The 13,270-nt window shown below is 60.0% G+C and carries 12 protein-coding genes; 2 read left to right on the forward strand and 10 right to left on the reverse strand.

Translation table 11 applies throughout. The features are described from left to right. Positions 1–15 precede the first annotated feature (15 nt). The 7 genes from atpA to ACYUCQ_RS04980 all read right to left on the reverse strand — a co-directional run bounded on the left by atpA (position 16) and on the right by ACYUCQ_RS04980 (position 8,455). On the reverse strand, positions 16–1,548 hold the full coding sequence (gene atpA / locus ACYUCQ_RS04950; protein WP_460253395.1) for a F0F1 ATP synthase subunit alpha: 1,533 nt from the start codon (positions 1,546–1,548) through the stop codon (positions 16–18). Between the two features lies 1 nt (position 1,549). Further along, positions 1,550–2,101 carry an ATP synthase F1 subunit delta gene (gene atpH, locus ACYUCQ_RS04955; protein ID WP_460253396.1) on the reverse strand — a complete coding sequence of 184 codons (552 nt, stop codon included), beginning with the start codon at positions 2,099–2,101 and terminating at the stop codon, positions 1,550–1,552. A 169-nt stretch (positions 2,102–2,270) separates the two neighbouring features. Beyond that, a complete protein-coding gene (gene priA, locus ACYUCQ_RS04960) occupies positions 2,271–4,271 on the reverse strand; it encodes a replication restart helicase PriA (protein WP_460253397.1) in 2,001 nt (666 codons plus the stop codon). Positions 4,272–4,289: 18 nt separating this feature from the next. Continuing rightward, positions 4,290–5,384 carry a redox-regulated ATPase YchF gene (gene ychF, locus ACYUCQ_RS04965; protein ID WP_460253398.1) on the reverse strand — a complete coding sequence of 365 codons (1,095 nt, stop codon included), beginning with the start codon at positions 5,382–5,384 and terminating at the stop codon, positions 4,290–4,292. Positions 5,385–5,402: 18 nt separating this feature from the next. Further along, a complete protein-coding gene (pth, locus tag ACYUCQ_RS04970) occupies positions 5,403–5,984 on the reverse strand; it encodes an aminoacyl-tRNA hydrolase (protein WP_460253399.1) in 582 nt (193 codons plus the stop codon). A 15-nt stretch (positions 5,985–5,999) separates the two neighbouring features. Further along, positions 6,000–6,716, reverse strand: coding sequence for a 50S ribosomal protein L25/general stress protein Ctc (locus ACYUCQ_RS04975; protein ID WP_460253400.1), 717 nt, complete (start codon positions 6,714–6,716; stop codon positions 6,000–6,002). Positions 6,717–7,238: 522 nt separating this feature from the next. Beyond that, a protein-coding gene (locus tag ACYUCQ_RS04980; RefSeq protein ID WP_460253401.1) for an IS3 family transposase occupies positions 7,239–8,455 on the reverse strand; the annotation gives its coding sequence in 2 pieces (ribosomal slippage) (positions 7,239–8,182 and positions 8,182–8,455; 1,218 coding nt in all). 88 nt (positions 8,456–8,543) lie between these two features. Here ACYUCQ_RS04980 and ACYUCQ_RS04985 point away from each other — a divergent pair. Next, positions 8,544–8,966 carry a hypothetical protein gene (locus ACYUCQ_RS04985; RefSeq protein ID WP_460253402.1) on the forward strand — a complete coding sequence of 141 codons (423 nt, stop codon included), beginning with the start codon at positions 8,544–8,546 and terminating at the stop codon, positions 8,964–8,966. Positions 8,967–9,216: 250 nt separating this feature from the next. Here the strand turns inward: ACYUCQ_RS04985 and ACYUCQ_RS04990 are convergent, their stop codons facing one another. Next, a complete protein-coding gene (locus ACYUCQ_RS04990; protein WP_460253403.1) occupies positions 9,217–9,714 on the reverse strand; it encodes a GNAT family N-acetyltransferase in 498 nt (165 codons plus the stop codon). Between the two features lie 138 nt (positions 9,715–9,852). Here ACYUCQ_RS04990 and ACYUCQ_RS04995 point away from each other — a divergent pair, with 138 nt between their 5' ends. Beyond that, complete coding sequence (locus ACYUCQ_RS04995) at positions 9,853–10,119, forward strand: type II toxin-antitoxin system TacA family antitoxin (RefSeq protein WP_460253404.1); 267 nt, start codon at positions 9,853–9,855, stop codon at positions 10,117–10,119. 129 nt (positions 10,120–10,248) lie between these two features. Here ACYUCQ_RS04995 and ACYUCQ_RS05000 read toward each other — a convergent pair whose 3' ends face one another. Both ACYUCQ_RS05000 and ACYUCQ_RS05005 read right to left on the reverse strand, forming a co-directional pair. Then, on the reverse strand, positions 10,249–10,833 hold the full coding sequence (locus tag ACYUCQ_RS05000; protein ID WP_460253405.1) for a histidine phosphatase family protein: 585 nt from the start codon (positions 10,831–10,833) through the stop codon (positions 10,249–10,251). Positions 10,834–11,013: 180 nt separating this feature from the next. Then, the gene (locus ACYUCQ_RS05005) at positions 11,014–12,897 is read right to left on the reverse strand and encodes an AMP-binding protein (protein ID WP_460253406.1); all 1,884 of its coding nucleotides are present in this window, start codon (positions 12,895–12,897) and stop codon (positions 11,014–11,016) included. Between the last annotated feature and the right edge of the window lie 373 nt (positions 12,898–13,270).

Below are 13,270 nucleotides of genomic sequence, written 5' to 3' on the forward strand. Positions count from 1 at the left end.
GGTCTGTGCAGCGCCTTATGCGAAGTTTTTCGCGAAATTCTCAACAAAGCTGATCAGCTTGGCTTCGGTCTCTTTCTTCAGCTCACGATCATTGCGGATCGCCGCCAAAATATCGGCCCCGTCGCCGCGCAATTCCGACAGCAACAGCCGCTCGAAATCACCCACCCGGTTGATCGCCACCGCATCCAAATAGCCGCGCGTGCCAATGAACAGTGAAACCACCTGCTCCTCAACCGCCATCGGGCTGAATTGCGGCTGCTTGAGCAATTCGGTCAACCGCGCACCACGCGCCAGCAATTTCTGCGTCGCCGCATCCAAATCCGAGGCAAATTGCGAAAACGCCGCCATCTCACGATATTGCGCCAGCTCCAGCTTAATCTTACCAGCCACCTGCTTCATCGCTTTGATTTGCGCCGCCGAGCCCACGCGTGACACCGAGTTACCAACATTCACCGCCGGCCGGATACCCTTGAAGAATAATTCGGTCTCCAAGAAAATCTGCCCATCGGTAATCGAAATCACGTTGGTCGGGATATACGCCGCAATATCGCCCGCCTGCGTCTCGATGATCGGCAACGCCGTCAAGCTGCCCGCACCAAATTCGTCGGACATTTTCGCCGCCCGTTCGAGCAAGCGCGAATGCAAATAAAACACGTCGCCCGGATAAGCCTCGCGGCCCGGCGGGCGGCGCAGCAACAACGACATTTGCCGATACGCCACCGCCTGCTTGGACAAATCATCATAGCAAATCAGCGCATGCATGCCGTTATCGCGGAAAAACTCACCCATCGCGCAGCCAGTATAGGGCGCCAAAAACTGCATCGGCGCCGGGTCGGACGCGGTCGCGGCGACCACAATGGAATATTCCATCGCGCCATTTTCCTCGAGCACCCGCACCAATTGCGCCACGGTCGAGCGCTTTTGGCCAATCGCCACATAAATGCAGTAGAGCTTCTTGCTCTCGTCGTCGCCCTGATTGATCGTTTTCTGGTTAAGGAAACTATCGATCACCAACGCCGTCTTGCCGGTCTGACGATCGCCAATAATCAGCTCGCGCTGGCCGCGCCCCACCGGAATCAGCGAATCGATCGATTTAATCCCGGTCTGCATCGGCTCGGTTACCGATTGCCGTGGAATAATCCCCGGCGCCTTGACCTCAACTTGCCGGCGCTCGGTGCTCGCAATCGGGCCTTTGCCATCAATCGGATTGCCCAGCGCATCAACCACCCGGCCCAGCAAACCGCGCCCCACCGGCACATCAACAATCTGCTTGGTGCGCAACACCGTGTCGCCCTCGCGGATCGTCCGGTCCTCGCCAAACACCACGATTCCGACATTATCAAGCTCAAGGTTCAACACCATGCCCTTAAGCCCGGCATTCGGGAACTCAACCAGCTCACCGGCCATCACGTTCGCCAGGCCAAACACCCGGGCAATACCATCGCCAATCGAGAGAACCTGACCGGTTTCCGCAACATCACCCGCAGTATCAAACCCGGCAATCTGTTGTTTCAGGATCTCGGAGATTTCGGCTGGGCGGATCTCCATATTAGTTAGCTCCCTTCATAGCGTATCGCAGACGCTGCAAACGTGATTTCAAACTTGTGTAGTATAAATTAGAGCCGATTTTCACCACCAGCCCTCCAAGCAAACCCGGATCAACCCGCTCGCGCAGCGTCACCCGTCCATAACCCGCCTCCGCCAGCCGCGCCGTCAATAAGCCGCGCTGGCTATCGGCCAAAGGATGCGCCGAGATCACCTCAACCACCACAATTCCCCGCCGCGACGCCGCATAAGCGGCAAACCCGGAAACCAATTCCGCCAAATCCGCCAGCCGCCGATTATCCGCCGCAATCGCGACAAACCGGCGCACCAAATCACCAAACCCTTGCCCGCTCAGCACCGCGTCCAACGCCGCCTTCACCTGATCGAGCGGGATCATATGCACCGCCAGCAACCGGCGCAGCGGTGCCGATTCCGCAATCAACCGGCCCAGCGCGTCCATTTCCTCAATGGTCCGATCAAGAATTTTCCGCTCATCCGCTAACGCATACAGCGCCGTCGCATAGCGCTCAGCGAGGGTCGAGGCGATGTCATCCATGGCGACTTCTGTCACGCGCGGCCTTTCGTAGCGTTTCCACCAATATTTCCACCCGCCGGAACCATCCCGGAGCCAAGCGGACCGTTGAGATGCGGGCAAAAGCTACCCGTCCGCGTCTCCGTGCGGCGAGCGGGCACTAGCACAGCCCTCCCCACCGCGCAACCACACATCACAAAAACGAGATGGGATCGATATCGATGATGATCCGCACCGATCGCGGCAACCGCACCCGCGCCAACCAGTCGCGCAACACCGGCTGCACCGCCACCCGGCGCTCGGCTTTCAGCAAAAACCGCCAGCGATGCCGCCCCCGCAACATCGCAAACGGCGCCGGTGCCGGCCCCAGCACCACCAGCCCGTCTTGCACCGGTGCCTGCATCGCCAACGCCCGGCAGGCAGCCGTCACCGCCTCCGCCTCATCCGCCGTCACAATCAACGCGGCCAACCGGCCAAAAGGCGGCCAATGGCCAGGGCGCCGCAAATCCGCCTCCGCCGCGCGAAACCCCGCCAAATCCCCGCTCGCCAACGCCTGCATCACCGGATGCTCAGGCTGATAGGTCTGCAACAACGCCCGCCCCGGCTGCTCGGCGCGCCCCACCCGCCCCGCCACCTGATGCAAAAGCTGCGCACTGCGCTCCGCCGCCCGCAAATCACCGCCCGCCAACCCCAAATCCGCATCCACCACCCCCACCAGCGTCAAATTCGGAAAATGCCAGCCCTTGGCCATCATCTGCGTGCCAATCACCAAATCCACCGAACCCGCCTCAATCGCACCCACCGCCGCCTGCGCCTGCTCCGCCGAGCCAATCGCATCACTGGTCATCAAAAGCTGCCGCGCCTGCGGCAACACCGCCTGCACCTCCTCGGCAATCCGCTCCACCCCCGGCCCAATCGGCACCAAACTCTCTGCCGCCTTGCAGGACGGACATTGCGTCGGCACCCGGATCGTATGCCCGCAATGATGACACAGCAGCCGATCCCGCGCCCGATGCGCCACCAGCCACGCCGTGCAATTCGGGCACGACACCCGATGCCCGCAACGTCGGCACAGCATCAACGGCGCATAACCCCGCCGGTTCAAAAACAGCATCGCCTGCGCCCCGCCCGCCAAGGTCGCTGCCATCGCCTCGATCAATACCGGCGATAAAAACTGCCCCCGCTCCGGCGGTGCCAGCCGCAAATCCACTGTCTCGATCATCGGCGCCGCCGCCCCGCCATGCCGCGCCGCCAACACCCCATGCCGATAGCGCCCCTGCGCCGAATTCACCGATGATTCGAGCGATGGCGTGGCCGAGGCCAAAATCGCCGCACACCCCGCCAATCGCGCGCGCACCACTGCCATATCGCGCGCGTGATAAATCACCCCGTCTTCCTGCTTATACGCCGCCTCATGCTCCTCATCGACAATCACCACGCCCAAATCAGCAAACGGCAAAAACAACGCCGAGCGCGCGCCCAACACCAGCGAAATCCGTCCTGCGGCCACCCCGCGCCACGTCGTCCGCCGCCTGGCCGGGCTGAGCGCCGAATGCCAAACCGCCGGCGCCGCGCCAAACCGCGCCGCGAGCCGCGCGGTGAACTGCGCCGACAGCGCAATCTCCGGCAGCAGCAACAACGCCTGCTGGCCGCCGCGCAGCGCCGTCGCCACCGCCTCCAAATAAACTTCCGTCTTGCCCGAGCCGGTCACCCCCTCCAGCAATGTCACACTGAAATCCCGCGCCTGCACCAAAGCCTGCAACCGCGCCGCCTCTTGCGCCTGCGCGGCTGACAAGACCGGCCCCGGAAAATCCGGATCGGGCTGCGCCGCCTCCGCCCGCCGCGACCCACGCGCCAACCCAACCGGCGCCAGCAAATTCGCCTTCAGCGCCAGCGCCAAAACCGCCCCACGCGGCGCCATCGTATATTGCGCCACCCAATCAATGAATTTCCGTAAATCCGCAGGCAGGGCAGGGGCCTCCAATTTGGCCGCCACCTCTTTCAGCCGCGCCGAAGCCCCATCCTCCAGCGTCGCGTCCGGCGCATCATCCCACACCGCGCCCACCACAATCCGCCTGCCCAGCGGCACCGACACCAAATCACCCGGACGCAGCACCATCCCATCCGGCAGCGCATAATCAAATGGATGGTCAAAGGGCAAAGGCAGCAGCACCGTCACCCGGACGGCGCTCACGCCCCAACCCCCAGCCCACTACACGTTAAAGCGAAACAGCAGCACGTCTCCATCCTGCACAACATAGGTGCGCCCCTCGATTCGCAGCTTACCCGCTTCGCGCGCCCCAGCCTCGCCCTGAAACGCAATGTAATCCGCGTAAGCAATCGTCTCGCACGCAATAAAGCCGCGCTCGAAATCGCCATGGATCACCCCCGCCGCCGCCGGCGCGCTGGTCCCGCGCGGGATCGTCCAAGCCCGCGTCTCCTTCGGCCCCACCGTGAAATAGGTCACCAGCCCCAGCAGCGCATACCCCGCCCGGATCACCCGATCGAGCCCCGAATCCGCCAGCCCCAACCCCTCCAAAAACTCCGCCCGCTCCGCCTCCGGCAATTGCGCAACCTCCGCCTCAATCGCCGCCGACACCACCACCGCCCGCGCCCCCTGCGCCTGCGCCATCGCCGCCACCCGCGCCGATTGCGCATTGCCCGTCGCCGCCGAGCCTTCCTCCACATTGCACACGAACAAAACCGGCTTCGCGGTCAGCAAATTCAACCGCCGCACCGCCTCTTCCTCCCCCGGCGGCACGGCGCTGCGCGCCGGTCGGCCCGCCTCCAACGCCGCCAAAATCGGCTCCATCAGCGCCAACTCCGCCGCCGCCGCCCGATCATTCCCCCGCGCCTTCTTCTGCAAATTCGGCACCCGCTTTTGCAGCGAGTCCAAATCCGCCAGCATCAGCTCCGTCTCCACCGTCTCCGCATCCCGCAGCGGATCAATGCTCCCCTCCACATGGGTCACATCATCATCCTCAAAACAGCGCAGCACATGAATAATCGCATCCACCTCGCGAATATTCGCCAGAAACTGATTGCCCAGCCCCTCGCCCTTCGCCGCGCCCCGCACCAGCCCGGCAATATCCACAAATTCCAAACTGGTCGGCACAATCTTCACCGATTTACCAATCGTGGCCAGCGCCGCCAGGCGCGGATCCGGCACCGCCACCCGCCCAATATTCGGCTCAATCGTGCAAAACGGATAATTCGCCGCCTGCGCCGCCACCGTCGCGGTCAACGCATTAAACAAGGTCGATTTGCCCACATTCGGCAGCCCGACAATCCCGCAATTAAAACCCATAACCGCCCTTCGCCCCCGTCAATCCGCCGATGATTGCTGCAACAGCGCAACCTTGGTCATGAACGCCTCGCTCTGCCCCGCCGCCAACAGCCCCGCCGCCTCCGAGACCGCCTCCAGCATCGGCACCAGCCAATCCTCATCCGCACGGTCAAAATTACCCAGCACATGCCCAGTCACCCGCGCCTTATCGCCCGGATGGCCAATCCCCAACCGCACCCGCTGATAATCCGGCGTGCCCAAAACCTGATCGATGCTGCGCAAGCCATTATGCCCCGCCGCCCCGCCGCCGCGCTTCACCCGCACCTTGCCCGGCGCCAAATCAAGCTCGTCGTGAAACACCGTAATCGCCCCCGGCGCCAGCTTAAAAAACGCCGCCGCCGGCTGCACCGCCCGCCCGGACGCATTCATATAAGTCAGCGGCTTGAGCAGCATCACCCGCTCCGCCCCCAAACTTCCCTCAGTCACCAATCCGGAAAAACGCCGCCGCCACGGCGCAAAACCGTGGCGGTCAGCCAACACATCAACAGCCATGAACCCAATATTATGCCGGTTCCGCGCCATCCCCGCTTCGGGATTGCCAAGACCGACCCAGAGCAGCATGGCCGAAGCCCAAAACTACTTCTTCGCAGCAGGCTTGGCCGGCGCCTTCGCCGCACCCCCCTTCGCCGGCGCCGCCGGTGCCTGCGCCTTCGCCGGGCCGCCCTTGCCCTTCGCCGGCGCCGCTGCCGCCACCTGCGAATTCGGGTCCGGCGCCGCCTCAGCAATCACCGTCGGCGACGCCACCGTCGCAATCACAAAATCACGGTCAATGATCGTCGGGCGGGTATTCTCCGTGCCCTTCAAATCATGCCAGCGAATATTGTCGTTAATGTCCAACGGGCCCAAATCAGCCTCAAATCGGTCCGGAATATGATCCGGATCAACCAACACCTCCACCGAATGCCGCACCACATTGAGCACGCCACCCCGCTTCAGCCCGACCGAAATCGCCTCGTTCAAAAACACCACCTGCACCGCCACGCGAACCCGCTCACCAACCGCAAGCCGCTGAAAATCCACATGTTCTGGCGCATCCGTCACCGGATGAAACTGCACATCACGCATCAACGCACGGGTCTTCACCCCCGCCGCATCAATCTCATACAACCGCGAGCGCCAGCCGCCCCGCTTCAACTCACGCATCACCACACGCGGATCAAGCGCAATCAAACTCGGCTCCTGCTTCGCACCATACACCACCGCAGGCACCATCCCACTCCGCCGTGTCGCCCGCGCCACCCCCTTGCCGGCCCGCGCGCGAACCTCGGCCGGGATCACTTCAAAATTGGCCATCTTTCGCTCCTATGCAACAGAAAAAGCCGGCCTCCAGGGGTGCCGGCACACCGACCCACTACCCAATCACACCGCCCAACGCAAGCACCCCACCACAACACCGCGCCCGACAGACCCCAAAGAGGCGCAAAAGTTCTTTTTGTGAACAAAAAGAACCAAAAAAACTTTGCTCGGTCGGACCCGGACAGGCCATTGGCATAACGGCCGCACGAAGATGGATAGGGTCGTTTCAACGCAATCCGACTGGACGCCCAAAGCTGAGTGCGGTTAAGTGTGACCTATAGCAAAAATTAAGGTTGAAAACGTCTAACCTTTCCGCTTGTCAAAGGGACTTAATGCAGGGTACGAATTATCGGGACGATTTGTCGCTAATTTTTTGTGGGGAATTTATATGCCCAAGGCATTAAAGTATTTTTTGGCTTTTCTCGGCTGAACTGGACCCTGCGGTGAGGACCAAGTTCGGGTGGCATTAAGGTGGAAGCGGCGCCGTTCTGATCTCCATTTATGTTACGCTGCTTGCTGCTATTGTGGCTGTGGATATGTGGGCAACGCGTGAGCGTTGTCCAAGCTGGACCGAAGGACCAGCGTCATATCCACAGCCATCGGCGGTAGCGCGCCGATCATCTCTTCGCGCCAGACCTCCATTGGCGCCCGATTGCTCAACGCCTGATGGGGGCGTTGATAATTGTAAAAGGCCATCCATTGAGAAATCCCGGCACGCGCCTCGCTCCCATCGGCATAGAACTTGATGTAGATATCCTCGTATTTCAGTGATCGCCAGAGCCGCTCGATGAACACATTGTCCATCCAGCGTCCCTTGCCGTCCATCGAGATCCGGATTCCCGCAGCGCTCAGCACACCGGTGAATTCCGCCGAGGTGAACTGCGAGCCTTGATCGGTATTGAAGATCTCCGGCTTGCCGAACCGCGCCAACGCATCTTCCAGCGCCGAGACGCAGAAGCTGACATCCATCGTGTTCGATACCCGCCAGGCCAGCACCGCGCGGCTATACCAGTCCATGATCGCCACCAGATACAGAAATCCCCGGCCGATCGGCAGATACGTGATATCGGCGCACCACACCTGATTTGCCCGATCGATCTTCAGATTCCGCAGTAGATACGGATAGATTTTGTGACCCGCATCCGGCTTGCTGGTCCGCGGCTTGGGACCCAGCGGCATGATCCCCATCAGACGCATCAGCCGCCGCACCCGCTTGCGGTTCACCCGCAATCCATCGGCCCTCAGCAGCGCCACCAGCCGTCGCGACCCCAGAAACGGGTGCCGCAGGAATAATTCATCAATCCGGCGCATCAGTTCCAGATCGTTGTCATTCGCAGGCCGACGCGCTCGGTACACTCCAGATCGGGCCACATTCAGCATTTCGCATTGCCGGCGGACCGATAGATCGGGATGGTGCCGGTCGAGCTTCGCTCTACGGTCCGGTGCGCTCATTTGCCGAACCTCTTTGCGAAAAAATCGTTCTCAATCGTCAGCTGTCCGATCTTCGCGTGCAGCTTCTCGATCGCCCGGCTCGAGGCCGCCTCGGCATCCTGGCCAATCTTCGGATCAAACGCGCGCGCCGCATGCTCCTGCAACTGTTTCTTCCACGCGTAAATCTGGTTCGGGTGAACCTGATAGCGGGTCGCCAAATCGGCCACCGTCGCCTGCTCACGCAACGCCTCCAAGGCAATCTTCGCCTTCAACGCCGCATCAATCGTCCGTCTCGTTTTGCTCATAATTCGCTCCGTTTACCACAACTGAGCGACGCATCTTCCAATTAAGCCCCTGGTCCCATTTTCGGGGCCCAGTTCAGGCCTTGGTCTGGTGATTAGCACGACCAAAACGGCCAATGCAGCAATTTCTTCGGCCCAAATATTAGCCTACCTCAGAGGTCAAAACCAAACTTGTGAAGTGAGTATTGATAAATCCAAAATGATTTCTGGATATATTAAAGGATCGAGTAAATTAATCACTGTTATGCCATTTGGCGTAGAGGGTTGTGGTGGTGGTAATAACTGGTACTCCGATTTTCTCGCGTTTTACGATGATGGCGGGACAATGGTTGTTATCCCGCACCGCTCGACGGCGATGGAACAATCAGTATTCATTAAAAACGGTGAGGTGAGCGCCCACTCGCTAGAATATGGACCAAATGATCCCCATTGCTGCCCGTCGCTCGTTCGTCATTATCGGTTCATTGACCAAGGTAATAAACTGGTTTTGGCACCAGATTCGCCGAACACATAGTTTCTCCATAGCAATTTTCGTGCAATGTGCGCGGTTAAATCTCGCGCAGACGGAGCTGGTCTAACCACCATCGAACTAAATAATGGATTGGTTCGCCGCGAATTGCTTTGGACAACGTAAAATGCACAATTTTTATGAGTGAAGATAAAACTAAATCTTTCCGGCACTATATCGTCTACTTACCGGAGCACCTACGCGGTTGCCTACGGACCCCGTCTTGCCCGATCCGGCCCCTCTAAAAAAATCAAGTTCACTCAACCATCTTGCTCATAATCACGCTGCGATAAGTCTTGCCCTCCCATTGAGCATACTCAATAAACCGGAAATCCTGGCGCTGATACCAAGCAACCAGATGACCGGCGCTTTCCGCTGTATCGAGGGCAAGTTCCTTGGCACCGCTCATAACAGCCAGCTGCTCTGCGGCCCGCAATAAACGAACGCCAACGCCGCGCCGCTGATAACGCGGATGCACACCAAATTGCCCAATAACCGCGACATCAGCGCGCCGATACCACGGCGTGCCGCCCCAAGTTCGGCTTGGCTCCGTAAACATGATCGTGCCGACCAGTTGATCGTCCTCGGTGGCAACAAGGCAGTCTCCGCGCGCGATCCGCTCGCGCGTAACCTCATCCGTCTGATCGACCGCCGTATAATTCAAGCCCATCCGGCCCAGCTCGGCATAAGCATCATGCAATAGAGCGGTAATAGCTTCAATCGAATCACACGAAGCCAATCGCCGGATAATCATGCGCGTATCCCCTCAACAAAACCCATAGGCGATGATCCAATCAAAGATCGATGCTGACAAGCCATACCCGCCCAGCCTCCAAACACCCCAAGCCGCATATGTGTTGACAATGGCTCCACATCTATCCATCGCTTGCCCATGAAACCACAATCCGCCACCGCCGAGGTCAATATCCACCTGCGCGCCCGCACGCAGGATCGGGCGCTGATCGATCAGGCGGCGGAACTCGTTGGCACCAACCGCTCGCAATTCATGCTGGCCTCCGCCGTCAAAGCCGCAAAAAACATTCTCCTCGATCAAACCACCCTTTATGCGGACGCCAAAGCCTTCGAGAAAATCATGAATTGGCTGGATGCACCGGCAAGCCGCGCTGTCGCTTGCATACAGCAACGCGCTCCTGTCTGATGTCGCCGAGTGATCTCAGTCCAGGTCACTTGATCCTACATTGACTTCGCAACCAATAGAAAATCATAAACAACAAACATTGCTCACCTTAATTTCCAGTCAGCCACCACGATAGATCAGCAATAACAATTAGTCGATTGGCTTCCATCCGTGGCAGAGTGTGCGATTTTCAATATCAAAAACGTAATAATTTCCCCCGTTATTCGCAGGTTGGTCATGTTCCTTTCCTATTGAACAACCTTTCAGGTGGCAAAGCAGTAAAGTTCCAACGCCGCCATGCGACACGATGGCTACGTCTCCTCCTGCTTCGGAGGCGGCCAATGCCTGATTGACAGCGGCTATGATGCGATCCTGCGCGTCGAGCGCACGCTCCCAGCCCCGCACGCTTGTTTCGGGATGAGCAAAGAATAGCTCGGCCACGGCTTGGAATTCTGATCGTGGTAGATATCCGGTTGCCGATCTATCGTTTTCTCCCAATGTGGCCAATTCGGCTACCGACAAACCTAACCCATCAGCGAGAATCGCAGCGCCGTCGCGTGCTTTTCGCTCCGAACTAGACCAAATGCTGCGAAGTCCACCCACCCACGGTTGCGCCAAAATCTGACTCATGCGGTGCCGACCACGCGACGATAATGGCCACTCCGGAACCGGCACTGCTGGATCAATTTGCACGTCCGGATGAGTAATGAAGTATGCTTTGGGCATCACAAGCATGTTAAGTTATTCTCGACCAAGACGCACGGAATTCTGCAGCCAAAAAAGTCTCTGCCGCGCTTATCAGTTGGGATCGGTATGGCATTCAAGGGCCATGTGTCAAAAAATCAACCCAATCATTCGCTTTTACGCCTTTGGGTTTTGGGCGCCATTCGGTTACCAATCGTCACCCCGCCCCAATCACCCCGCCCGGAGCACCCCCGCAATCTGCTCCAGCACCCCCGCATCCTCAATCGTCGGCGGCACCAGCGGCGTCTGGCCGTTTGCCATTTGCTTCATCGTGGCGCGCAAAATCTTGCCGGACCGGGTCTTGGGCAGTCTTTGCACCACCAGCGCGTCGCGAAATGCCGCCACCGGGCCAATTCGCTCGCGCACCAGCGCCACTAATTCCGCACTAATCTCCGCATCCGTCCGCGTCACCCCGGCCTTCAACACCACCAGCCCCAGCGGCACCTCGCCCTTGATCGCGTCATGCCGCCCAATCACCGCGCACTCCGCTACATCCGGGTGCGCCGCCAACACCTCCTCCATCGCCCCGGTCGAAAGCCGATGCCCCGCGACGTTAATCACATCATCGGTGCGCCCCATCACCCAAATATCGCCATCCTCATCCACCGCCCCCGCATCGCCGGTGCGATACCAGCCCGGCAGCGCGTCCAAATAAGCCCGCCGATAACCAGCATCATCCTGCCACAGGCTCGGCGCGCAGCCCGGCGGCAGCGGCAGCTTAATCGCCAGCGCCCCAACCTCGCCCGGCGGCATCCGCACACCCTGCGCATCCAACGCCTGCACATCATAGCCAGGGCAGGGCCGTCCGCCCGAACCCGGCTTGAACGGCGTCAGCCCCAACCCCCGGAACCGCGCACTAATCGGCCAGCCGGTCTCGGTCTGCCACCAATTATCAATCACCGGCTTACCCAATAGCCCGGCAATCCATTCCGCCGTCGGCGGATCGCACCGCTCGCCGGCTAAAAATAACGCCTGCAACCGCGATAAATCATAATGCGCGAGCAGCGATCCGGTCGCATCCTGCTGCTTGATCGCGCGCAACGCCGTCGGCGCGGTAAACAAGGTTTTCGCGCCATGCTCGGCACAAACCCGCCAAAACGCCCCGGCATCCGGCGTGCCCACCGGCTTGCCCTCATACATCACCGAGGTCACCCCCGCGAGCAGCGGCGCATAAACAATATAAGTATGCCCCACCACCCAACCCACGTCCGAGGCCGTCCACATCACCTCGCCCGGATGCACATCGAAAATCATCGGCACCGAGCGCGCCAGCGCCACCGCATGCCCGCCATTATCGCGCATAATCCCCTTCGGCTTACCCGTAGTCCCCGATGTGTAGAGCACATAAAGCGGATCAGTCGCCGCCACCGGCACCGGCTCATGCGGCGTCGCCGCCGCCTCGGCAGCCATAAAATCCTCATCCCGCCCGGCCAGCATCGCCGCTTCCAGCGCCGGTCGCTGGAAAATCAGGCAATGCGCCGGCTGATGCGCGCTCAACGCCAACGCCGCATCCAAAATCGGCTTATACGCCACCACCCGCCCCGGCTCGAGCCCGCAGGACGCCGCAATCACCAATTTCGGCTGCGCCGCCTCAATCCGATTAGCCAATTCCGGTGCCGCAAACCCGCCAAACACCACCGAATGCACCGCCCCCAGCCGCGCACAGGCCAGCATCGCCATCGCCGCCTCAGGGATCATCGGCATGTAAATCACCACCCGATCCCCCTTGCGCACCCCGCGCGCCGCCAACGCCCCGGCCAATTTCGCCACCCGGTCGCGCAACGCCCGATAGGTGATGCGGCTCACCCGCCCCTCCATCGCGCTATCCCAAATCAACGCGACCCGCTCACCCGCGCCAGCAGCCACATGCCGATCCAGGCAATTGGCACTGGTATTCATCACTCCATCGACAAACCAGCGCCCAAACGGCCCCACTGATGGATCAAAAATCCGCGTCGGAGCGAAAATCCAGTCAATCGCGTGCGCCGCCTCGGCCCAATATCCCTCCGGATCGCGCTGCCACGCAGCATAAATATCGTGATAAGATGAGTTCATGGCGTCCTCGTTATTCTGATTGATGTGTCTCATCGACAAACTTTTGAAACTTTGTCGATGTTTATCAGAGATTTATTGCGTTTTTAAGCCCTCGACTTAGGGTGCCTTGCCGACACCGGGTCCCGCTTGGGTCCCAAAGGGCGACGAATGTCTCGCCCTCCATTGCCTCCCCACCGGACACGGATTGATCACCGCCGAGGGTGCAATCTGTGTCCGAACCGGAAATCAATCACGACCCAAGGATGCCAGCCGACCGGCCCTTACCAATCAAATATGACACGAAAGCCGCGCACGCGCCAAGCATGAACAGCGCATCCGTCTCGTCGACATTAGCTGCCGGACCTTCGATCAAGGCATGCCTTATGCCGGTTTC

This window comes from Acidiphilium sp. MT5 (assembly GCF_054767495.1).